Here is a 21,540-nt window from a genome sequence, read left to right on the forward strand (position 1 = left end):
GAAGCGATGTGGGCGGAGCTGCTCCCCGTGGGCCGCTCCGCCTCCTCCGGCGGGTACCGCCGCTTCGCCTGGAACTCGGCCGACGCCGAGTGCCGTGCCTGGTTCGAGCAGCAGGCCCGCTCCAGGGGGCTGGCCTACGAGCTGGACCGCAACGGCAACCAGTGGGCCTGGCTGGGTGACCCGCAGGCCGGTGGCGCCGTCGTCACCGGCTCGCACCTGGACTCCGTCCCGGACGGCGGCGCCTTCGACGGCCCGCTCGGCGTGGTCTCCTCCTTTGCGGCGCTGGACGAACTCCGCTCCCGGGGTGCGGAGTTCAGCAAGCCGCTGGCCATCGTCAACTTCGGCGACGAGGAGGGCGCCCGGTTCGGCGTGGCCTGCATCGGCTCCCGCCTCGCCGCCGGGGTGCTCTCCCCGGCCCAGGCGTACGAGCTGCGCGACGCCGACGGCGTCCGGCTGCCCGACGCGATGGAGAAGGCGGGCTACGACCCCACCGCGATCGGCGCGGACGACGACCGGCTGAGCCGGATCGGCGCCTTCGTCGAGTTGCACGTCGAGCAGGGACGGTATCTGACGGATCGTCAGCCCATCGGGGTGGCGAGCGCGATCTGGCCGCACGGCCGCTGGCGCTTCGACTTCCACGGCGAGGCCAACCATGCGGGCACCACCCGCATCGAGGACCGCCGCGACCCGATGCTGACGTACGCCAACACGGTGCTCGCCGCCCGCAAGAAGGCCAAGCTGGCCGGCGCCCTGGCGACCTTCGGCAAGGTCGCGGTGGAGCCGAACGGCACCAACGCGATCGCCTCGCTGATCCGTGGCTGGCTCGACTCCCGTGCGGCCGACGAGCAGACCCTGACCGCACTGGTCGAGGAGATCCGGCTCGCCGCGCACGAGCGGGGTGAGCGGGACGGCGTCAAGGTCGAGCTGACCCGCGAGTCGTACACGCCCGTCGTCGACTTCGACGGCCCGCTGCGTGACCGGCTCGCCGCCCGCCTCGGCGGGGTGCCGGTGCTGCCGACCGGCGCCGGACACGACGCCGGAATCCTGGCGTCCGCCGTCCCGACCGCCATGCTGTTCGTACGGAACCCGAGCGGGGTCTCGCACTCCCCGGCGGAGCACGCCGAGCTCGCCGACTGCCTCACCGGGGTCACCGCGCTCGCCGACGTACTGGAGGACCTGGCATGCAGCTGACCACCTACTGGGCGGAGTACGCCTGGCTGCCGCACGCCAACGGGCCGGTGGTCGAGCGGGACGTGCTGATCACGGTCGACCCGGGCGGCAGGATCGCCAAGGTGACCCCGGACAGCGGCCCCTGCCCGGCCGGGGCCGCCCGGCTCGACGGCCTGCTGGTGCCGGGCCAGGCCAACGCCCACTCGCACGCCTTCCACCGCGCCCTGCGCGGCAACGTGCAGGTCGGCTCCGGCACGTTCTGGACCTGGCGGGACACCATGTACCGCTTCGCCGGGGCGCTCGACCCGGACAGCTACCTGGCGCTCGCCACCGCCGTGTACGCGGAGATGGCGCTGGCCGGCATCACCAGCGTCGGGGAGTTCCACTACCTGCACCATGCCCCCGGCGGCGGCCGCTACGACGACCCGAACGCGATGGGCAACGCCCTGATCGAGGCGGCCGCACGGGCGGGCATCCGGATCACCCTGCTCGACACCTGCTACCTCTCCTCGGGCTTCGGCGCCGAACCGACCAAGCCGCAGCTGCGGTTCACGGACGGCGACGCCGACGCCTGGGCCGAGCGGGCCGCCGAGCTGAAGCCCGCCGAGCACGCCCGGATCGGCGCGGCCATCCACTCCGTCCGCGCCGTGCCCGCCGCCCAGCTCGGCACCGTCGCCCACTGGTCGGCGATGAACACGGCCCCCCTGCACGTCCACCTCTCCGAGCAGACCGCCGAGAACGACGCCTGCCTCACCGCCCACGGCGTCACCCCGACCCGGCTGCTCGCCGACCACGGCGTGCTCGGGCCCCGGACGTCGGCCGTGCACGCCACGCACCTGACGGACGAGGACATCCGGCTGCTGTCGGACTCCTCGACCAACATCTGCATGTGCCCGACCACCGAACGGGACCTCGCCGACGGCATCGGCCCGGCCCGCCGGCTGGCGAGCGCGGGCTGCCCGATCACCCTGGGCAGCGACAGCCACGCGGTGATCGACCCGTTCGAGGAGGCCCGCGCGCTGGAGCTCGACGAGCGGCTGCGCACCCGCACCCGGGGCCACTGGACGGCCAACGCCCTGCTCCGGGCGGGCACCGAGGACGGCCACGCCTCCCTCGGCTGGCCCGAGGCGGGCCGGATCGAGGCCGGTGCACTCGCCGACTTCACCGTCGTCGCCCTCGACTCCGTCCGCACGGCCGGCCCCCGGCCCGAGCTCGGGGCCGAGACGGCGGTCTTCGCGGCCTCGGCGGCGGACGTCCGGCACGTGGTGGTCGGCGGCCGACGGATCGTCACCGACGGCGTGCACCAACTGGTCCCGGACGTCCCGGCCGCACTGCGGGACTCCATCGCGGCCCTTCAGTCATAGAATCCCTACCAGCGGGCCCGAGAGGGGCTGATCCTCTCGGGCCCGCTGCTCTTCAGTGGGCAACTGGCCGGCCCCCAGGGGCGCGGGGCCCCGAAAGGTTTCCGTTGAGCACTCTGATCACCAACGTCGGAAGTCTCGTCACCAATGACCCCGCGATCGGCGAGGGCCCGCTCGGCCTGATCACCGACGCCGCCGTGGTGATCGACGGCGGCACGATCGCCTGGGTCGGCCCGGCCGCCGCCGCGCCGACGGCCGACGAGCGGTACGACGCGGCAGGCCGGGCCCTGCTGCCCGGCTTCGTCGACTCGCACGCGCACCTGGTGTTCGCGGGCGACCGCACCGCCGAGTTCAACGCCCGGATGTCCGGCCAGGCGTACAGCGCCGGGGGCATCCGGACGACCGTCGCCGCCACCCGCGCCGCGACCGACGCCGAGCTGGAGGCCAACCTCACCCGCCTCATCGGGGAGGCGCTGCGCCAGGGCACCACCACGATCGAGTGCAAGTCCGGCTACGGCCTGACCGTCGCCGACGAGGCCCGCGCACTGCGGATCGCCGCCGCGCACACCCCCGAGACGACGTACCTCGGCGCGCACGTCGTCGCGCCCGAGTTCAAGGAGGACCCGGCGGCGTACGTCGACCTGGTGACCGGCGAGATGCTGGACGCCTGCGCGCCGCACGCCCGTTGGGTCGACGTCTTCTGCGAGAACGGCGCCTTCGACGGCGACCAGGCCCGCGCGATCCTGACGGCCGGGGCCAAGCGCGGGCTCACCCCGCGCGTGCACGCCAACCAGCTCTCGTACGGGCCGGGCGTGCAGCTCGCCGTCGAGCTGGGAGCGGCCTCGGCCGACCACTGCACCCACCTGACGGACGCCGACGTGACGGCGCTGGCGAGCGGCGACACCGTCGCGACGCTGCTGCCCGGCGCGGAGTTCTCCACCCGCGCCCCCTACCCCGACGCGCGCCGCCTGCTCGACGCGGGCGCCACCGTCGCGCTCTCCACCGACTGCAACCCGGGCTCCAGCTTCACCAGCTCGATGGCCTTCTGCATCGCCGTCGCCGTCCGCGAGATGGGCATGACCCCGGACGAGGCCGTCCACTCCGCCACCGTCGGCGGCGCCCAGGCCCTCCGCCGCACCGACGTCGGCCGCGTCACGGTCGGAGCCCGCGCCGACCTGCTGCTGCTGGACGCCCCCTCCCACGTGCACCTCGCCTACCGGCCGGGCGTCCCGCTGACGGCCGCCGTCTGGCGCGCGGGCGTGCGCGAGCTCTGAGGCCCGTACCGCGGATGCACCTATGCGAATGCACCTACGCGAATGCCCGGCACGGAAGGATCCGTGCCGGGCATTCGCGTACGGGGTCACGTCAGTGGACGTCGCCCATGAGCTTGACGACCTTCTTGCGGTACATCGTGAGGGCGATGCCGGCGATGATCGCCATGACGCCCTGCATCGCGAAGTACCAGGTGGAGCCGGTCTGGTCCTTGAGGACGAGCTGGATGAGGGCTGCGACGCAGTCGCCCGCCGTGACGGCGAGGAACCAGACGCCCATCATCTGGCTGGCGTACTTGGCGGGGGCCAGCTTGGTGGTGACGGACAGGCCGACGGGGGAGAGGGTCAGCTCGCCGACGGTCTGGATCAGGTAGACCATGGCCAGCCAGAGCGGGGTGACCTTGACGCCGCCGGAGGCAGCGGCCATCGCCAGCATCATGACCAGGAACGAGCCGCCGATCATCAGCAGGCCGATCGCGAACTTCATCGTGGTGCTCGGGTTCTTGCCGCGCCGGGAGAGGGCGACCCAGAACCAGGCGAAGACCGGGGCCAGCGCCATGATGTAGAGCGGGTTGAGCGACTGGAACCAGCTGGACGGGAAGCCGAAGCCGAACAGCTTGGAGGCGGTGTTCTCGTCCGCGAAGACGCTCAGCGTGGAGCCGGACTGGTCGTAGATCATCCAGAACACGGCGGCGGCCACGAAGAACCAGATGTACCCGCTCATCTTGGAGCGGTCCTCGGAGCTGAGGTCCTTGTCCCGCTTGATCCGGGCGAAGACGACGACCGGCACCGCGATGCCGGCCAGCGACAGCGGCCAGATCGCCCAGTTGATGTTGAAGTTTCCGGTCAGCGCGAGCGAGGCGTAGAAGACCACGGCCAGGCCCAGCCAGAGCGCGAACTTGCGCAGGACCGTGCGCTTCTCCTCGGCCGGCATCGGCGAGGTGACGATCTCGCTGGTCCTGCTCAGGTGGCGGGTGCCGAGCAGGTACTGCAGCAGGCCGAGCGCCATGCCGACACCGGCGAGCGCGAAGCCCAGGTGCCAGTTGACCTTCTGGCCGATGGTGCCGATCACCAGCGGTGCGGCGAAGGCACCGAGGTTGATGCCCATGTAGAAGATCGTGAAGCCGCCGTCCCGGCGCGGGTCGTTGGGCCCGTCGTAGAGGTGGCCGACCATCGTGGAGATGTTGGCCTTCAGCAGGCCGGAGCCGATGGCGATCACGGCCAGACCGGCGAAGAACGAGGCCTTCATGGGCACGGCCAGCATGAAGTGCCCGGCCATGATGATGCAGCCACCGACCGCGACGGTCTTGCGAGCGCCCAGGAAGCGGTCGGCTATCCAGCCGCCGGGCAGGGCGAGCAGGTAGACCATGGCCGTGTAGACGCTGTAGATCGCGGTCGCGACGGCCATCTTCATCCCGAGGCCACCGGAGGTGGTCGCGGCCGTCATGTAGAGCACCAGCAGGGCACGCATGCCGTAGTAGCTGAAGCGCTCCCACATCTCCGTCATGAAGAGGGTGGAGAGTCCTCGGGGGTGCCCCAAGAAGGTCTTCCCGCTGGGAGCGGTCGGCCTGGTCAGGCCGACATCCAGGGTGCTTGACGCCATCAGTAGTGGTTCCTTGCCTGGCTGCGCCCGCCATAGGGGGGTGGCGGCGGGCGGTGACCGGACCACTGTACGTGCGCCATCTGATGACAAGGCGGGACAAAGTCGTAGATGTACCTCTTGTCCAGGTAAAGATTTGCCACCACGAGAAGTGTAGATCCATGGTCAGATCGAAGGAAATCCTTCGAAGTGAAGGGTTTTGCGGTCAATCTTGCGGCGAGTCGGCCCAGTTGGCCGCGCTGATCACAAAAAGTAACGATCACTCTCTGTGAACTACTTCACAGCCCCCTCGGCCGGGCGGAACTGACCGGCCGGGGGGCCTGATCAGCGCGGCTCAGGCGGTCTACCATCAGCCCCATGACCTGTGTGCTGCTGGCCGAGGACGACCCGGCAATCTCCGAACCGCTGGCCCGCGCGCTGCGCCGCGAAGGCTACGAGGTGCTCGTCCGCGAGGACGGCCCCTCCGCCCTCGGCGCCGGGCTCACCGAGGAGGTCGACCTCGTCGTCCTCGACCTCGGCCTGCCCGAGATGGACGGGCTGGAGGTGTGCCGCCGCCTGCGGGCCGACGGCAAGAGCTGCCCCGTCCTGGTGCTCACCGCACGGGCCGACGAGGTCGACACCGTGGTCGGCCTCGACGCCGGGGCGGACGACTACGTCACCAAGCCGTTCCGGCTCGCCGAGCTGCTCGCCCGCGTCCGGGCCCTGCTGCGGCGCGGCAACGTCGACCAGCTCACCACCGGCGCGCACGGCGTGAAGATCGACATCGAGTCGCACCGCGCCTGGCTCGGCGAGGAGGAGCTGACGCTCTCCGCCAAGGAGTTCGAGCTGCTCCGGGTCCTCGTCCGGGACGCCGGCCGGGTGGTGACCCGCGAGGAGATCATGCGACAGGTCTGGGACACCACCTGGTGGACCTCCACCAAGACCCTCGACATGCACATCTCCTGGCTGCGCAAGAAGCTCGGCGACGACGCGGCCAACCCGCGCTACATCGCCACCGTGCGCGGCGTCGGCTTCCGCTTCGAGAAGAACTGACCCCCGCCGAGCCTGAGTCGAGAAGAGCAGCAGCGTGAAACGGCGGATGATCAACTCGCTGCTGGGCGTCGTCCTGGTGGTCGTCGTGGTGTTCTGCGTCCCGCTGGCCCTGGTCGAGAAGCAGAGCATCGTCAACGCCGCCAACGACCGGGTCGACGCCGCCTCCGTCCGGGTGCTCGGGCTGGTCGAGAGCCGGCTGGCGGCGAACGAGCCCGTCACCGGGGAGAAGTTCGCCGCGCAGGTCACCGACGGCTCCTTCGTCACCGTCGACATCCCCGGCCAGCCGCTGATCGCCGCCGGGCGCCCCGTCACCGGGCCCGCGCTGACCGCCTCGGAGACCGGCGCCAGCGGCGAGACCGTCACGGTCATGCAGTCGCGCGCCGACCTCGACCACGAGATCGGCAACATGCTGGTGCTGCTCGGTGTCGTCGCGCTGCTCGCCGTGCAGGCCGCCGTCGCACTCGCGGTCTGGCAGGCCAAGCGGCTCGCGCGCCCGCTGATCGACCTCGCCGAGACCGCCGAACGGCTCGGCTCCGGAGACCCGCGCCCGCGCGACCGCCGCTACGGCGTACCGGAGTTGGACCGCGTCGCCGAGGTGCTGGACACCAGCGCCGAGCGGATCGCCCGGATGCTCACCGCCGAACGGCGGCTCGCTGCCGACGCCTCCCACCAGCTGCGCACCCCGCTCACCGCGCTCTCCATGCGGCTGGAGGAGATCACCGCGCTCGCCGAGGAGCCGGAGACCGTCAAGGAGGAGGCGACGATCGCGCTCCAGCAGGTCGAGCGGCTCACCGACGTGGTGCAGCGGCTGCTCACCAACCAGCGCGACTCGCACAGCCCGACGGTGGTCGCCTTCGAGCTGGACGACGTGATCAAGCAGCAGGTCGAGGAGTGGGGCCCGTCCCTGCGGGACACCGGCCGGGTGCTGCGGATCGAGGGCCTGCGCGGCGCCTCCGTCTCGGGCACCCCCGGCACCGTCGCCCAGGTGCTGGCCACCCTGATCGAGAACTCGCTGATGCACGGCGCCGGCGCGATCACCCTGCGGGTCCGCCCGCTCGGCAGCTCGGTCGTCGCCGAGGTCCAGGACGAGGGCGCGGGCGTCCCGCCGGAGTTGGGCAACCGGGTCTTCGAACGTGCCGTCAGCGGCCGCAACTCCACCGGCATCGGCCTCGCCGTCGCCCGCGACCTGATCGAGGCGGACGGCGGGCGGCTGGAGCTGCTCGCACTCCAGCCACCGGTCTTCGCACTGTTCCTGAGCCGCCGCAGCGACTGAGACCGACCGACTGACTGCTGGGCCCTGGCCTGGGCTCAGGCTTTTGCCTCGGCCTTGGGGGCCGGGGCCTGCTCCGCGAGCAGCAGCTCGGCCTCGGAGACGACCTCCTCGCCGTCGGCGAGCTCGGGCAGCGCCTTGAAGACCCAGGTGCGGTACGAGAAGAAGCGGAAGACCGTGCCGGCGATCAGGCCGACGACGTTCTTGGCGACCAGCTGGCTGGCCGACGAGGTGTAGCCGAGCACGTGGACCGAGAAGGCGAGGATGCCGTTCTCGATGAGCAGCCCTATCCCGCTGAAGATCAGGAAGAGCGTGATCTCGCGCTTGCGCGAGGCCGCGTCGCGGTCCCGGTAGAGCCAGTAGCGGTAGCCGAGGTAGTTGGTGCCGATCGCCACGGCCGTCGCGATCACCCCGGAGAGCGACTTGACCAGGCCCTGGCCCTGGAGGCAGGCCCAGAACACTCCGGCGTTGACCACCAGGCCGACCACGCCGATGATGCCGAACTTGATCACTTCGGTCGAGAGCCCGCGCAGTCGCTGGATCAGCGAGGGGCTGGGGTCGGTGGCAGTGGTCATACCGGGCGGTCTCCTGATGCTCGCGTACGGGGTCCGAGCCTGCTCGTGCGATGGTGCAGTGCGAAGGATCCCTCGTGTGCGCACATGATCAGATAGTGCTTCTCGGGCTCCGGCCATCCAGGCTACTCGCTCCCTTGGGGCCCACAGGCGCGCAGGGGCCCACCGGGCCGCCCAGGCACCATCGGCGCACCGCCCCCACCGGCCCGGATATCCTGGTCAGCGTGACTTTCCCGGGCAAGGCAAATTTTCCAGTGGTGGGCATGATCGGCGGCGGGCAGCTTGCCCGCATGGCGCACCAGGCGGGCATCCCGCTGGGCGTCCGGTTCAAGCTTCTCGCCGACACCCCCCAGGACTCGGCCTCGCAGGTCGTCTCCGACGTCGTGCTCGGTGACTACCGGGACCTCGACACACTGCGGCGCTTCGCGGCCGACTGCGACGTGATCACCTTCGACCACGAGCACGTCCCGACCGACCACCTGCGCGCGCTCCAGGCCGAGGGCATCGCCGTCCGCCCCGGGCCGGACGCGCTGGTGAACGCCCAGGACAAGGGCGTCATGCGGGCCAAGCTGGACTCGATCGGCGCGCCCTGCCCGCGCCACCGCCTGGTCACCGACCCGGCCGACGTGACGGCGTTCGCGAACGAGGGCGACGGCTACCCGGTCGTCCTGAAGACCGTCCGTGGCGGGTACGACGGCAAGGGCGTCTGGGTCGTCGACGACGAGTCCGAGGCGCACGCGCCCTTCCTTGCGGGCGTGCAGGTGCTGGCCGAGGAGAAGGTCGACTTCCTGCGCGAGCTGGCCGCGAACGTGGTCCGCTCGCCCAGCGGCCAGGCCGTCGCGTACCCGGTGGTGGAGAGCGTCCAGGAGAACGGCGTCTGCGCCGAGGTCACCGCGCCCGCCCCCGAGCTGGCTCCGTCGCTCGGCGCCGAGGCGCAGGCCCTCGCGCTGCGGATCGCGGGCGAGCTGGACATCACCGGCCACCTTGCCGTCGAGCTGTTCCAGACCCGGGACGGCCGCATCCTGGTCAACGAGCTGGCCATGCGCCCGCACAACTCCGGCCACTGGACGCAGGACGGCGCTGTCACCTCGCAGTTCGAGAACCACCTCCGGGCCGTCCTCGACCTCCCGCTCGGCGACCCGCGCCCGCGCGCGAAGTGGACCGTGATGGTCAACGTCCTCGGCGGCGACTACCCGGACATGTACCACGCCTTCCTACACTGCATGGCCCGTGACCCGGGCCTGCGCATCCACATGTACGGGAAGGACGTGAAGCCCGGCCGCAAGGTCGGCCACGTCAACGTCTTCGGGGACGACCTCGAAGACGTCCGCGAGCGCGCCCGCCACGCGGCCGCCTACCTGCGAGGAACGATCACCGAATGACTGCACCCGTTGTCGGCATCGTCATGGGCTCGGACTCCGACTGGCCGGTCATGGAGGCCGCCGCCCAGGCGCTCGACGAGTTCGAGATCCCGTACGAGGTGGACGTCGTCTCCGCGCACCGGATGGCGCGCGAGATGGTCACGTACGGCGAGCAGGCGCACGCGCGCGGCCTGAAGGCGATCATCGCGGGTGCGGGCGGCGCGGCCCACCTGCCGGGCATGCTGGCCTCGGTGACGCCGCTGCCGGTCATCGGCGTGCCGGTGCCGCTGCGCTACCTGGACGGCATGGACAGCCTGATGTCGATCGTCCAGATGCCCGCCGGGGTGCCGGTCGCCACCGTGTCGATCGCCGGGGCCCGCAACGCCGGCCTGCTGGCCGTCCGGATGCTGGCCGCCTTCGACACCGAACTCGCCGAGCGCATGGTCGAGTTCCAGGCCGAGCTGAACAACCAGGCCACCGAGAAGGGCAAGAAGCTCCGCGCGAAGGTCGCGGGCTCTCCCTCCTTCGGCTTCGGGAAGTAGCCCGCAGGCGGTAGAACGGGAGTCATGACTCCTGAACTGCTCGACCGGGCCCGTGCCGTCCTCCGCGACACCCCTGTGGTGGACGGCCACAACGACCTCCCGTGGGCGATGCGGGCCCAGGCCGGCTACGACCTGGACGCCCTCGACCTCGCCGCCGACCAGAGCGCGAGCCTGCACACCGACCTCGCCCGCCTGCGCGCGGGCGGGGTCGGCGCGCAGTTCTGGTCGGTCTTCGTCCGCTCCGACTACGCGGGCGACCAGGCCGTCAGTGCGACGCTCGAACAGATCGACTTCGTCCGGGCGCTGACCGAGCGTTACCCGGACGAGCTGCGGCTGGCCTTCACGGCCGACGACATGGAGACCGCCCGCGCCGAGGGCCGGATCGCCTCCCTGATGGGCGCCGAGGGCGGCCACAGCATCAACTCCTCGCTGGCCACCCTGCGGGCGCTGCACCAGCTGGGCGTCCGTTACATGACGCTCACCCACAACGACAACGTGCCGTGGGCCGACTCCGCGACCGACAAGCCGGTGCTGGGCGGGCTGAACGCCTTCGGCGAGGAGGTCGTCCGGGAGATGAACCGGCTCGGCATGCTGGTCGACCTCTCCCACGTCTCGGCCGACACCATGCGGGACGCCCTGCGGGTCACCGAGGCGCCGGTGATCTTCTCGCACTCCTCGGCCCGGGGCGTCTGCGACCACCCGCGCAACATCCCCGACGACGTGCTCGCCGCCCTGCCCGCCAACGGCGGCGTCGCGATGGTCACCTTCGTGCCGAAGTTCATCCTGCCCGCCGCGGTCGAGTGGACGGCGGCGGCCGACGACAACATGCGGGCGCACGACTTCCACCCGCTGGACACCACCCCCGCCGCGATGGCCTGCCACCGCGCCTTCGAGGCCGTCCACCCCCGCCCGCACGCCACCGCCGCCACCGTCGCCGACCACCTCGACCACATGCGGCAGCTGGCCGGCATCGACCACCTCGGCATCGGCGGCGACTTCGACGGCACCGCCTTCACCCCCGACGGCCTGGACGACGTCTCCGGCTACCCGAACCTGCTCGCCGAACTCCTCCACCGGGGCTGGACCGAGGCCGACCTCGCCAAGCTCACCTGGCACAACGCCGTCCGGGTCCTCCGCGACGCCGAACTGGTCGCGGCGGACCTCCGGCAGACGCGCCGCCCGTCCCTGATGACGCTGAAGTAGCGCCCGAGGGGGCGACCCGTCAGAGGAGCGGGAGCTCGATCGCCGGGCACTTGTCCATGACCATGTCCAGCCCCGCCGCCCGCGTCCGGGCGTAGGCGGGCTCGTCGACCACGCCGAGCTGGAACCAGACGGCCTTCGCCCCGGCCTCGACCGCCTGGTCGGCGACTGCGCCGGCCAGCGAGGAGTTCACGAAGACGTCCACGACGTCGACCTGGAACGGGATCTCGGCGAGGGTGGCGTACCCCTGCTCGCCGAGGACGGTCTCGGCGTGGGGGTGCACCGGCACCACCCGCTTGCCGGCCCGCTGGAGCACCCGGGCGACCCCGTACGCGGCGCGCGCGGTGTTGGTGGACAGGCCGACCACGGCCCAGGTGTCTCCGGTGTCCTTGAGGATGCGCCGGACTGTCGCGTCGTCTCCGTAGGTCATGGAGACGACAACAGCCCGGCGCACGGCGTCATTCCGCCGTGGGGCGCCCCATCGCGCGGTACGTCCACCCGGCGGCCCGCCAGCGGGCGACGTCGAGCACGTTGCGCCCGTCCAGCAGCCGCCGCTCGGCGACGACGGCGCCGACCGCCTCCGGGTCGAGCTCGCGGAACTCCTGCCACTCGGTCAGGTGCAGCACCACGTGGGCGCCCTCCGCGGCCTCCAGCGGCGAGGCGGAGTAGGTGAGCGAGGGGAACATCTTGCGGGCGTTGTCCATCGCCTTGGGGTCGTAGACCGAGACCTGGGCGCCCTGGAGCTGGATCTGCGCGGCGACGTTGAGCGCGGGGGAGTCCCGGATGTCGTCGGAGTTCGGCTTGAAGGCGGCGCCGAGCACGGCGACCCGGCGGCCGAGGAAGCCGCCGCCGCACTGCTCGCGGGCCAACTCGACCATCCGCGAGCGGCGCCGCATGTTGATCGAGTCGACCTCGCGCAGGAAGGTGAGGGCCTGGTCGGCGCCGAGCTCGCCCGCGCGGGCCATGAAGGCCCGGATGTCCTTGGGCAGGCAGCCGCCGCCGAAGCCGAGCCCGGCCTGGAGGAACTTGCCGCCGATCCGCTCGTCGTAGGCGAGGGCCTCGCTCAGCTGGCTGACGTCCGCGCCCGCGCTCTCGCAGACCTCGGCCATCGCGTTGATGAACGAGATCTTGGTGGCGAGGAAGGAGTTGGCGGCGGCCTTGACCAGCTCGGAGGTGGGGTAGTCGGTGACGACGAACGGCACGCCCTCGGCGATCGGCGTCGCGTACACCTCGCGCAGCAGCTGCTCGGCGCGCCCGCCCCGGACGCCGACGACCAGCCGGTCGGGGTGCAGGGTGTCGCCGACGGCGTAGCCCTCGCGGAGGAACTCCGGGTTCCAGGCCAGCTCGGCGGCGGCACCGGCCGGTGCGGTCTCGGCGAGCCGCTCGGCGAGCCGGCTCGCACTGCCGACCGGGACGGTCGACTTGCCGACGACCAGCGTCGCCCGCGTCAGGTACGGCGCGAGCGAGTCGAGGGCGGTGTCGACGTACGACATGTCGGCCGCGAACTCGCCCTTCTTCTGCGGGGTGTTGACGCAGATGAAGTGCACGTCGCCGAATTCGGCGGCCTCCTGGTAGGAGGAGGTGAAGCGCAGCCGGCCGGTCGATCCCTCGTGCCCGGTGGTGTGCTTGACCAGCAGCTCGGCGAGTCCGGGCTCGTACATCGGCACCTGCCCGGCCGCCAGCGTGGCGATCTTCTCCGGGTCGATGTCCACGCCGAGCACGTCGTGGCCGAGCTCCGCCATGCAGGCGGCGTGGGTCGCGCCGAGGTAGCCGGTGCCGATCACGGTGATACGCAGGGACACGTGCTACCCCTCAGTCCGTTCACCCGGGCCGGGCAGTCCCCGGCCTGGTACAGGGACCGATGGTATCCGCCGGTGCGAGGGGGGCGAAGCCGAGGCGTTTCCGGACGGCGGGGGTGCAATCGGGGGGATCGACGGGACAATGCCCGGATGGACGAGAAGGACGGCACCACGGAGGAGCCCGACGCGGAGCCCGACGCCGACGGGGAGGCCGAGGCGGCGGCGGACGCGGACGCGTTACGGCGCAGGCGGCGTGGCCGCCGGGTGCTGCTCTGGTCGCTGGTGGCGCTGCTGGCGCTGTTCGCCGGTGCGGTCGGTGCGGTGTACTGGACGGCCGACCACTACGCGTCCTCCGTCGCGCGGATCCCGGACGCCTTCCCGTCCGTCCCCGAGTCGGCGCAGCCCCCGCCGGTGCCGCACAGCGGCCAGACCTTCCTGCTGGTCGGCCTGGACGCCCGGTCGGACGTGCCGACCACCGGCCTGAGCGCCAAGGGCCCGGCCTGGCAGTACGGCGCGGCCCGCAGCGACACCATGATGCTGATGCACCTCTCGGCGGACCGGAAGAGCGTCTCGGTTGTCTCGATCGCCCGGGACACCTGGGTCGACATCCCGGGCCACGGCAAGGCGAAGATCAACGCCGCGTACTCCTGGGGCGGTCCGGCGCTGATGACGCAGACCGTGCAGGATCTGACCGGCATCCGGATCGACCACGTCGCGGTGATCGACTGGAACGGCTTCACCGCGCTCACCGACGCGGTCGGCGGTGTGGACATCACCGTCCCGAAGACCATCCCGGCGGTCGGCGGCGCCCGGGAGTGGGACGCCGGCTCGTACCACCTGGGCGGTGCGGACGCGCTGCTGTACGTCCGCGAACGGCACGGTCTGCCCAACGGCGACCTGGACCGGACGAAGCGTCAGCAGAACTTCCTGCGGGCCCTGATGAAGCAGACCCTCAGCTCGGGCACGCTGGGCAGCCCGAGCCGGCTCGGCGGGCTGCTGCAGTCGGTCGGCGACGTGGTGAGCGTGGACAGCAGGCTCAGCAACTCCGACCTCTACGACCTGGCCTGGAGCCTGCGCGGGCTGCGCACGGACGACGTGTCGTTCCTGAACGCGCCGTTCGGCGGCTTCGACTCGATCGGCGGGCAGGACGTGGTGCTGCTGGACCGGGCGGGGGCCGCGCCGCTCTGGGAGGCGATCCGGAACGACCGGATGGGCGACTACCTCGCTGCGCACCGCTCGACGGCGGACACCTTGGGCGACAGTGTCCGGTAATGGGGTGTCGCGCATGTCACGTACGGGGTAGGCAGGGCGTAACCCTAGAATTAGGATCTACTTAACGGTAATTAACTGAGTTACACGGCGATTAGGGGCGAGCAATTATGGCGGGCACCTCAGGAGCGGACTTCGACCTCTTCCGGCTCACCGAGGAGCACGACATGCTCCGCGAGGCCGTCCGGTCGCTGGCCGAGGCGAAGATCGCCCCGTTCGCGGCCGAGGTCGACGAGCAGGGTCGCTTCCCGCAGGAGGCACTGGACGCGCTGCAGGCCAACGACCTGCACGCGGTGCACGTGCCCGAGGAGTACGGCGGCGCCGGGGCCGACGCGCTGGCGACCGTCATCGTGATCGAGGAGATCGCGCGGGTCTGCGCCTCCTCCTCGCTGATCCCGGCCGTCAACAAGCTCGGCTCGCTGCCGGTGCAGCTCTCCGGCTCCGAGGAGCTGAAGGCGAAGTACCTGGGCGCGCTGGCCCGTGGCGAGGGCATGTTCTCGTACTGCCTCTCCGAGCCGGACGCGGGCTCGGACGCCGCCGGGATGAAGACCCGCGCGGTGCGTGACGGCGACTTCTGGGTGCTCAACGGCGTGAAGCGCTGGATCACCAACGCGGGCGTCTCGGAGTTCTACACGGTGCTCGCCGTGACGGACCCGACGCTGCGCTCCAAGGGCATCTCGGCGTTCGTGGTCGAGAAGAGCGACGAGGGCGTCTCCTTCGGTGCGCCGGAGAAGAAGCTCGGCATCAAGGGCTCGCCGACCCGCGAGGTCTACTTCGACAACGTCCGCATCCCGGCCGACCGCATGATCGGTGCCGAGGGCACCGGCTTCGCCACCGCGATGAAGACGCTGGACCACACCCGCGTCACCATCGCCGCCCAGGCGATCGGCATCGCCCAGGGCGCGCTGGACTACGCCAAGGGCTACGTCCAGGAGCGCAAGCAGTTCGGCAAGCCGATCGGCGACTTCCAGGGCATCCAGTTCATGCTCGCCGACATGGCCATGAAGCTGGAGGCGGCCCGCCAGCTCACCTACGCCGCCGCCGCCAAGTCCCAGCGCGTCGACAGCGACCTCACCTTCTTCGGTGCCGCCGCCAAGTGCTTCGCCTCGGACGCCGCGATGGAGATCACGGTCGACGCCGTCCAGCTGCTCGGCGGCTACGGCTACACCCGCGACTACCCGCTGGAGCGGATGATGCGGGACGCCAAGATCACCCAGATCTACGAGGGCACCAACCAGATCCAGCGCATCGTGATGTCGCGCAACCTGCCGTAACCTGCCCCACCTGCTTGCTAGTTGAGCCCCCTGGTCGACACCTCGGCCAGGGGGCTCCGCTGTCCCACCAGCCGGGCCGGCACCCCGGCCCAGATCTCCCCGGCCCCGGTCGAGCGGTTGAGCACCGCGTTGGCCCCGACGATCGTCCCGGCGCCGACGGTCAGCGTGCCCGCCCCGCAGATGATCCGCGCGCCCGCGCACACCACCACCCCGTCCTCCAGCACCACCCTGCGCATCGGGCTCTGCTGCTGCGGCACCCACGGATCGGCCCGGCCGATCGTCACCCCGTTGTAGAGCGTCACGTCGGCCCCGAGCGTGGTGTACGGGTGCAGCACCGTCCCGAAGCCGCGGTGGAACACCGTCAGCCCCGGCCCGACCTCCACCGCCGCCGGCACCTCCATGCCGTACAGCGCCAGGGCCTCCTGCACCAGCCGCCCGAACAGCGGATGGCGCCGACGGTAGATCAGGGACGTCACCAGAGACATGCAGCACATTGTGGCGGCACCGTCGCTGACGGTGCGTCAGTGACACCCGCTGTTCCCGCCGTCCGGACGCCGACGGCCCCGGGGCTCATGCCCCGGGGCCGTCGACCGGCCAACCACTGCCACTCCTGGACCAGCGTGCGCCCCCGGAGTGCCGAACGCGTGGGAGGCGCACGGTGACGGCGCGCAAGCTGCGCCGGACGGGCGTACGACCTCACTCTCCCGGGGCGGTCGTCACTTGCTGTCGGGGACGGGGGTGTCGTTCTTGATCGCGTCGAAGACCGCCTTCGCCTTCGCCTGGTCCCACTTGACGGCGGACTCGCCCGTCGAGGTGCGGAAGTCGGCGTTGCCGATCGGCACCGTGATGCTCTTGCCACTGCCGCCGGTGACGGACTTCATCGCCATGAAGAGCGAGCCCAGGTCGGTCAGCCCCGCGTCGTCGTCCACGATCAGGGTGCCCAGGCCCGAGCTGATCAGCGGGTAGAGGGTGAACGGGTTCAGCACGGTGGCGGGGGAGGCCGCCTGCTTGGCGAGGGCGCTCAGGAACTTCTGCTGGTTGCGCATCCGGCCGAGGTCCTGGTCGGCCTGCTGGTGCCGCTCGCGGACGAAGGCGAGCGACTGCGCGCCGTTCAGCGTCTGGCACCCGGCCTTGAGGTTGAGCCCCGAGTCCTTGTCGGAGATGTCCTTGTCGATGCACATGTCCACGCCGCCGACCGAGTCCACGATGCCGACGAAGCCGGCGAAGCCGATCTCCGCGTAGTGGTCGATGTGGATGCCCGTGTTGCTCTCGATCGTCTGCACCAGCAGCTTGCCGCCGCCGTTGTTGAACGCCGCGTTGATCTTCGAGGTGGTGGCGGGGACGGTCTTCCCGCTGCCGTTGGTGTTCTGGTGCGCCGGGATGGGCACCCAGGAGTCACGCGGGATGCTCATCAGGGTGTTCCCGCCGTCCCCGATGTGCAGGACCATCATCGAGTCGCTGCGCTTGCCCGAGTCGGAGCCGGTGTGCAGCGAGTCCTTCTCGCCGTCGGTCAGGCCGTCCCGGCTGTCCGAGCCGACGATCAGCCAGTTGGTGCCCTTCCCGGCCGCGGGCTTGCCCGGGTACGAGGCGAGCACGTTCTCGTGGTTGAGCTTCCCGTCGGCCCAGAAGTACGTGCCGACCGCCGTCACCAGCAGCGCGGAGACCAGCGCGAGCGCCGACACCTTGATGATCCGGCGGCGCGGCCAGCGCGACCGCCCGGCGGGCCGCGCCGGGCGTATCGGCGCACCGGGGCCGCCGGGGCCGCCGGGGCCTCCCGGACGGTTGGGGTGGCCGGGGCCGCCCGGCTGCGGCTGTGGCTGCCGGGTCGGCTGGGCCTGCTGCGCCGGGGGGCCGGCGGGGCGGCGCGGCCCACCGGCGCCCGGACCGCGCGGGTTCAGGCCGGGGGGCAGCGGCGGCTCGGCGCCGTTGCCGTACTGCGGGCCGGGCTGGCCACCGTACTGGGGACCGCCAGGGTACGAGCTGCCGCCGCCGCTCGGGCGGCCCTCCTGCCACGTGTTCATGTGGGGAAGGATGCCCCAAACCGGCCGGTCGAACTGCGGCGGGGGGCCTCACCGGTGCCCTTGTAGCAGTTTTGATGCACGGGACGGACGGTTCCGCAGCTACTTCCGGACGGCCGCCCCTGAGCCCGCGTCGCCGAACCCCTAGGGGGACGGACCCCGATCCCGTACATCTACCGTTGGCTCGCTTCCTCCCGGCGGATGACGATCTGTTCGGCGGGCTCTCTTAACGTGGTTCTTATCCCACTGACCCGGGCCCGGCAGCGCGATCTACCGCCGCCGCGGCACCACAGGGTGGGGCTAGCTCCAGGTCGAAGACGGAAGTCAGCACCATGTCGCCGGACAGGTGTCCTCCGCCAGGCTGGGGCACAACGGGTGGACCACAGCAATGAGGAGATTCCAGTGACGACGGCAGCGACAGCCGTGCAGGACCCGCAGCTTCCCGACGGCCGGGCGACCCCGGCCGCCTCCGCACGGCAGGTGACGAAGGCGTATGGCGCGGGGGAGACTCGGGTCACCGCACTGGACTCCGTGGACGTGGACATCGAGCGGGGCCGATTCACCGCGATCATGGGCCCGTCCGGCTCGGGCAAGTCGACGCTGATGCACTGCCTGGCCGGTCTCGACACCGTCTCGGCCGGTCAGATCTGGGTCGGCGGCACCGAGATCACCAGCCTGAAGGACAAGCAGCTCACCAAGCTCCGCCGGGACAAGATCGGGTTCATCTTCCAGGCGTTCAACCTGCTCCCCACGCTGAACGCGCTGGAGAACATCACCCTGCCGATGGACATAGCGGGCCGTAAGCCGGACGCCGCCTGGCTCGACCAGGTGGTCGAGACGGTCGGCCTCGCCGACCGCCTCAAGCACCGCCCGACGCAGCTCTCCGGCGGCCAGCAGCAGCGCGTCGCGGTGGCCCGCGCCCTGGCGGCCCGCCCCGAGATCATCTTCGGCGACGAGCCCACCGGTAACCTCGACTCCCGCTCCGGCGCCGAGGTGCTCACCTTCCTGCGCCGCTCGGTCGACGAGCTCCAGCAGACCATCGTCATGGTCACCCACGACCCCGTCGCCGCCTCGTACGCCGACCGCGTGCTCTTCCTCGCCGATGGCGTCATCGTCGACGAGATGCATGCCCCGACCGCCGACTCCGTCCTCGAGCGCATGCGCCGCTTCGACGGCAAGCGCACCAGCTGAGACGGGGTCACACACCGATGCTGCTCAAGACCTCACTACGGAGCTTCTTCGCCCACAAGGGGCGCATGGTGCTCTCCCTGCTGGCGATCGTGCTCTCGGTCGCCTTCGTCTCCGGCACGCTGGTCTTCTCCAACACCGCGACCAGCACCTTCGACAAGCTCTTCGCCACCACCGCCTCCGACATCTCCGTCCAGCCGGCCGAGGACAAGGTCACCAAGGGCGACCACCGGGGTGGCGGCAAGCCCGCCTCCGTCCCGATCGCCACCGCCCAGAAGATCGCCGCCCTGCCCGGCGTAAAGACCGCCGTCGGCGAGGTCTTCACCACCGACGCGACCCTGGTCGACCCGGCCACCAACAAGCAGGTCGGCCCGACCAGCGGAGCCCCGACCATCACGGGCAACTGGGTCGAGACCCCGCGCAACTCCCTGGAGCTGACCTCCGGCGCCGTCCCCAAGGGCAGCGGGCAGATCCTGCTCGACGCGGACACCGTCAAGAAGGCCGGTCTCCACCTCGGCAGCGGCCTGCGCGTCATCACCGACAGCGGCAGCTACGACTTCTCGATCTCCGGCATCGCCACCTTCAAGACCACCAACCCCGGCGCGGCCCTCGCCTTCATGGACACCGAGACGGCGCAGAAGATCCTGCTCGGCTCCACCGCCTACACCTCCGTCGAGGCCTTCGGCGACGGCAGCCGCAGCAACGACCAGCTCAAGGCCGACGCCCTGAGCGCCCTCGGCACCGGCTACCAGGCCAAGACCGCCCAGGAGCAGAAGGACGAGAACGCCAAGGGCGTCGGCTCCTTCCTCGACTTCATGAAGTACGCGATGCTCGGCTTCGCCGGGATCAGCCTGCTGGTCGGCGGCTTCCTGATCATCAACACCTTCTCCATGCTGGTCGCCCAGCGCACCCGGGAGCTCGGGCTGCTCCGCGCCATCGGCGGCAGCCGCCGACAGGTCAACCGCTCGGTGCTGGTCGAGGCGCTGATCCTCGGCGTGATCGGCTCGACGCTCGGCCTCGGCGCCGGGCTCGGCCTGGCCAAGCTGCTGATCCAGCTGATGAGCGCGGTCGGGATGAACCTGACGGCCGCCAGCCTGACCATCGGCTGGTCCGTCCCGGTCGCCGGGTACGCGGTCGGCGTCATCATCACCCTGCTGGCCGCCTGGATACCCGCCCGCCGGGCCGGGCGGATCTCCCCGATGGCCGCCCTGCGCGACCACGGCACCCCCGCCGAGGCCAAGGCCAACCGCATCCGTGCCGTCATCGGCCTGACGCTGACGGTGGGCGGCGGGGCACTGCTCGCCGCGGCGGCCGGCGCCGACAAGGCCGCCACCGGCGGCATGTACCTCGGCTACGGCGTGGTGCTGAGCCTGATCGGCTTCGTGGTGCTCGGCCCGCTGCTGGCGACCACGGTCGTCCGGGTGCTCGGCGCCGTCCTGCCCAAGCTGTTCGGCCCCTCCGGCCGGCTGGCCCAGCGCAACGCGATGCGCAACCCGCGCCGCACCGGCGCCACCGCCGCCGCCCTGATGATCGGCCTGGCCCTGGTCACCGGCGCGTCCGTCTTCACCTCCTCGATGGTCAGCTCGACCAGCGCGCAGATCGACAAGTCCGTCGGCGCCGACTACATCGTCTCTGCCAACAACTCGCTGCTCACCCCGGCCATGGTCAAGGCGGCCCAGGGCACCGAGGGTCTGGCCCACCTCACCGAGCAGAAGTTGCTGCCCGCCGTCATCACCACCCCGGACGGCGCGACCACCGAGACGGGCGTCTCCGCCGTCTCGCCGACCTTCACGGCCGACTTCCGGCTGCCCGTCAAGACGGGCACCACCGAGTCGGTCACCACCGGCGGCATCTCGGTCTCCGAGGACTTCGCCGTCAAGCACAACCTCGCGGTCGGCGACAAGCTCTCCCTCGACTACGGCCACGGCATGACCCAGACCCTCCCGATCGGCCTGGTCACCACCCAGGGCAACTCGCTCTTCGACAACAACTTCTTCACCGGCATCGACACCGTCGGCAAGGCCGTCCCGGCGGCCCAGATGCCCGGCGACGGCGCGGTCTTCGGCAAGGCGGCGGACGGCGCCGACAAGGCGAAGACGCTCACCGCCCTGCAGAAGTCGCTGGAGGCTTACCCGCAGCTCACGGTCAAGGACCAGGCCGGGTACAAGGAGATCATCCAGAGCCAGGTCAACACCCTGCTCTACATGATCTACGGCCTGCTGGGCCTGGCGATCATCGTCGCGGTCCTCGGGGTGGTCAACACGCTGGCCCTCTCGGTGGTCGAGCGCACCCGCGAGATCGGCCTGCTCCGGGCGATCGGCCTCTCCCGCCGCCAGCTCCGCCGGATGATCCGCCTCGAGTCCGTGGTGATCGCCGTCTTCGGCGCCCTCCTCGGTACCGGCCTCGGTCTCGCCTGGGGCATCACCGCTCAGCGCGTCCTGGCCGGTCAGGGCCTCGACACCCTGACCATCCCGACCGGCACGATCACGGTCATCCTGCTCGCCTCCGCCCTGGTCGGCCTCTTCGCGGCCCTCCTCCCGGCGTTCCGCGCAGGCCGGATGAACGTCCTCGCCGCCATCGCCACCGACTGACGGTAGTCACAGCACAGAGCGC

The 21,540-nt window shown here is 71.2% G+C and carries 18 protein-coding genes; 12 read left to right on the forward strand and 6 right to left on the reverse strand.

From position 1 onward, the window contains the following. Nucleotides 1-6 precede the first annotated feature (6 nt). The 3 genes from ACR68M_RS21890 (at nt 7) to hutI (ending at nt 3,805) form a co-directional block, all read left to right on the forward strand. Complete coding sequence (locus tag ACR68M_RS21890) at nt 7-1,191, forward strand: allantoate amidohydrolase (RefSeq protein WP_441251679.1); 1,185 nt, start codon at nt 7-9, stop codon at nt 1,189-1,191. Continuing rightward, nucleotides 1,182-2,534: a formimidoylglutamate deiminase gene (locus ACR68M_RS21895; RefSeq protein WP_441245802.1), complete on the forward strand. Its 1,353-nt coding sequence runs from the start codon at nt 1,182-1,184 to the stop codon at nt 2,532-2,534. Before ACR68M_RS21890 ends, ACR68M_RS21895 begins: the two co-directional genes overlap by 10 nt. A gap of 104 nt (nt 2,535-2,638) precedes the next feature. Then, a complete protein-coding gene (hutI, locus tag ACR68M_RS21900) occupies nt 2,639-3,805 on the forward strand; it encodes an imidazolonepropionase (RefSeq protein WP_441245803.1) in 1,167 nt (388 codons plus the stop codon). 91 nt (nt 3,806-3,896) lie between these two features. Here hutI and ACR68M_RS21905 read toward each other — a convergent pair whose 3' ends face one another. Beyond that, nucleotides 3,897-5,405, reverse strand: a complete 1,509-nt coding sequence (locus ACR68M_RS21905; RefSeq protein WP_441245804.1) for a peptide MFS transporter — start codon at nt 5,403-5,405, stop codon at nt 3,897-3,899. A gap of 354 nt (nt 5,406-5,759) precedes the next feature. On the opposite strand from ACR68M_RS21905, the gene ACR68M_RS21910 reads away from it, so the two are divergent. Both ACR68M_RS21910 and ACR68M_RS21915 read left to right on the forward strand, forming a co-directional pair. Further along, the gene (locus ACR68M_RS21910) at nt 5,760-6,434 is read left to right on the forward strand and encodes a response regulator transcription factor (protein ID WP_104816417.1); all 675 of its coding nucleotides are present in this window, start codon (nt 5,760-5,762) and stop codon (nt 6,432-6,434) included. A 34-nt stretch (nt 6,435-6,468) separates the two neighbouring features. After that, nucleotides 6,469-7,707, forward strand: a complete 1,239-nt coding sequence (locus ACR68M_RS21915) for an ATP-binding protein (RefSeq protein ID WP_441245805.1) — start codon at nt 6,469-6,471, stop codon at nt 7,705-7,707. Between the two features lie 35 nt (nt 7,708-7,742). On the opposite strand, the gene ACR68M_RS21920 is transcribed toward ACR68M_RS21915, so the two are convergent. Further along, on the reverse strand, nt 7,743-8,279 hold the full coding sequence (locus ACR68M_RS21920; RefSeq protein WP_441245806.1) for a GtrA family protein: 537 nt from the start codon (nt 8,277-8,279) through the stop codon (nt 7,743-7,745). A 260-nt stretch (nt 8,280-8,539) separates the two neighbouring features. Between ACR68M_RS21920 and ACR68M_RS21925 the strand changes: the two genes are divergently transcribed. Genes ACR68M_RS21925 through ACR68M_RS21935 form a run of 3 tightly spaced genes read left to right on the forward strand, consistent with a single transcriptional unit; the run spans nt 8,540 to nt 11,382 of the window. Then, nucleotides 8,540-9,658 carry a 5-(carboxyamino)imidazole ribonucleotide synthase gene (locus ACR68M_RS21925; RefSeq protein ID WP_441251680.1) on the forward strand — a complete coding sequence of 373 codons (1,119 nt, stop codon included), beginning with the start codon at nt 8,540-8,542 and terminating at the stop codon, nt 9,656-9,658. Next, a complete protein-coding gene (gene purE / locus ACR68M_RS21930) occupies nt 9,655-10,179 on the forward strand; it encodes a 5-(carboxyamino)imidazole ribonucleotide mutase (RefSeq protein ID WP_441245807.1) in 525 nt (174 codons plus the stop codon). Before ACR68M_RS21925 ends, purE begins: the two co-directional genes overlap by 4 nt. A 24-nt stretch (nt 10,180-10,203) precedes the next feature. Further along, nucleotides 10,204-11,382 carry a dipeptidase gene (locus ACR68M_RS21935; RefSeq protein WP_441245808.1) on the forward strand — a complete coding sequence of 393 codons (1,179 nt, stop codon included), beginning with the start codon at nt 10,204-10,206 and terminating at the stop codon, nt 11,380-11,382. A gap of 19 nt (nt 11,383-11,401) precedes the next feature. On the opposite strand, the gene ACR68M_RS21940 is transcribed toward ACR68M_RS21935, so the two are convergent. After that, nucleotides 11,402-11,809, reverse strand: coding sequence for a CoA-binding protein (locus ACR68M_RS21940; protein ID WP_441245809.1), 408 nt, complete (start codon nt 11,807-11,809; stop codon nt 11,402-11,404). A gap of 28 nt (nt 11,810-11,837) precedes the next feature. Beyond that, nucleotides 11,838-13,181, reverse strand: coding sequence for a UDP-glucose dehydrogenase family protein (locus tag ACR68M_RS21945; RefSeq protein WP_441245810.1), 1,344 nt, complete (start codon nt 13,179-13,181; stop codon nt 11,838-11,840). 147 nt (nt 13,182-13,328) lie between these two features. On the opposite strand from ACR68M_RS21945, the gene ACR68M_RS21950 reads away from it, so the two are divergent. Together ACR68M_RS21950 and ACR68M_RS21955 are read left to right on the forward strand one after the other, a co-directional pair. Next, a complete protein-coding gene (locus ACR68M_RS21950) occupies nt 13,329-14,450 on the forward strand; it encodes an LCP family protein (RefSeq protein WP_441245811.1) in 1,122 nt (373 codons plus the stop codon). Between the two features lie 107 nt (nt 14,451-14,557). Further along, on the forward strand, nt 14,558-15,721 hold the full coding sequence (locus ACR68M_RS21955) for an acyl-CoA dehydrogenase family protein (RefSeq protein ID WP_441245812.1): 1,164 nt from the start codon (nt 14,558-14,560) through the stop codon (nt 15,719-15,721). A gap of 17 nt (nt 15,722-15,738) precedes the next feature. Here ACR68M_RS21955 and ACR68M_RS21960 read toward each other — a convergent pair whose 3' ends face one another. Together ACR68M_RS21960 and ACR68M_RS21965 are read right to left on the reverse strand one after the other, a co-directional pair. Continuing rightward, complete coding sequence (locus ACR68M_RS21960; protein ID WP_441245813.1) at nt 15,739-16,206, reverse strand: serine O-acetyltransferase; 468 nt, start codon at nt 16,204-16,206, stop codon at nt 15,739-15,741. A gap of 231 nt (nt 16,207-16,437) precedes the next feature. Continuing rightward, nucleotides 16,438-17,742, reverse strand: coding sequence for an LCP family protein (locus tag ACR68M_RS21965; protein WP_441245814.1), 1,305 nt, complete (start codon nt 17,740-17,742; stop codon nt 16,438-16,440). Between the two features lie 399 nt (nt 17,743-18,141). Here ACR68M_RS21965 and ACR68M_RS21970 point away from each other — a divergent pair, with 399 nt between their 5' ends. Further along, nucleotides 18,142-18,930, forward strand: a complete 789-nt coding sequence (locus tag ACR68M_RS21970; protein ID WP_441245815.1) for an ABC transporter ATP-binding protein — start codon at nt 18,142-18,144, stop codon at nt 18,928-18,930. A gap of 17 nt (nt 18,931-18,947) precedes the next feature. Then, nucleotides 18,948-21,518: an ABC transporter permease gene (locus tag ACR68M_RS21975; RefSeq protein ID WP_441245816.1), complete on the forward strand. Its 2,571-nt coding sequence runs from the start codon at nt 18,948-18,950 to the stop codon at nt 21,516-21,518. Nucleotides 21,519-21,540: the final 22 nt, after the last annotated feature.

The organism is Kitasatospora sp. McL0602 (genome assembly GCF_052076145.1).
GTDB lineage: Bacteria > Actinomycetota > Actinomycetes > Streptomycetales > Streptomycetaceae > Kitasatospora.

Coding starts and splice junctions, on each gene's coding strand:
- ACR68M_RS21890 (WP_441251679.1), top strand. CDS start 7: ATGTGGGCGGAGCTGCTCCCCGTGGGCCGCTCCGCCTCCTCCGGCGGG.
- ACR68M_RS21895 (WP_441245802.1), top strand. CDS start 1,182: ATGCAGCTGACCACCTACTGGGCGGAGTACGCCTGGCTGCCGCACGCC.
- ACR68M_RS21905 (WP_441245804.1), bottom strand. CDS start 5,405: ATGGCGTCAAGCACCCTGGATGTCGGCCTGACCAGGCCGACCGCTCCC.
- ACR68M_RS21910 (WP_104816417.1), top strand. CDS start 5,760: ATGACCTGTGTGCTGCTGGCCGAGGACGACCCGGCAATCTCCGAACCG.
- ACR68M_RS21920 (WP_441245806.1), bottom strand. CDS start 8,279: ATGACCACTGCCACCGACCCCAGCCCCTCGCTGATCCAGCGACTGCGC.
- ACR68M_RS21925 (WP_441251680.1), top strand. CDS start 8,540: ATGATCGGCGGCGGGCAGCTTGCCCGCATGGCGCACCAGGCGGGCATC.
- purE (WP_441245807.1), top strand. CDS start 9,655: ATGACTGCACCCGTTGTCGGCATCGTCATGGGCTCGGACTCCGACTGG.
- ACR68M_RS21935 (WP_441245808.1), top strand. CDS start 10,204: ATGACTCCTGAACTGCTCGACCGGGCCCGTGCCGTCCTCCGCGACACC.
- ACR68M_RS21940 (WP_441245809.1), bottom strand. CDS start 11,809: ATGACCTACGGAGACGACGCGACAGTCCGGCGCATCCTCAAGGACACC.
- ACR68M_RS21950 (WP_441245811.1), top strand. CDS start 13,329: ATGGACGAGAAGGACGGCACCACGGAGGAGCCCGACGCGGAGCCCGAC.
- ACR68M_RS21955 (WP_441245812.1), top strand. CDS start 14,558: ATGGCGGGCACCTCAGGAGCGGACTTCGACCTCTTCCGGCTCACCGAG.
- ACR68M_RS21960 (WP_441245813.1), bottom strand. CDS start 16,206: ATGTCTCTGGTGACGTCCCTGATCTACCGTCGGCGCCATCCGCTGTTC.
- ACR68M_RS21965 (WP_441245814.1), bottom strand. CDS start 17,742: ATGAACACGTGGCAGGAGGGCCGCCCGAGCGGCGGCGGCAGCTCGTAC.
- ACR68M_RS21975 (WP_441245816.1), top strand. CDS start 18,948: ATGCTGCTCAAGACCTCACTACGGAGCTTCTTCGCCCACAAGGGGCGC.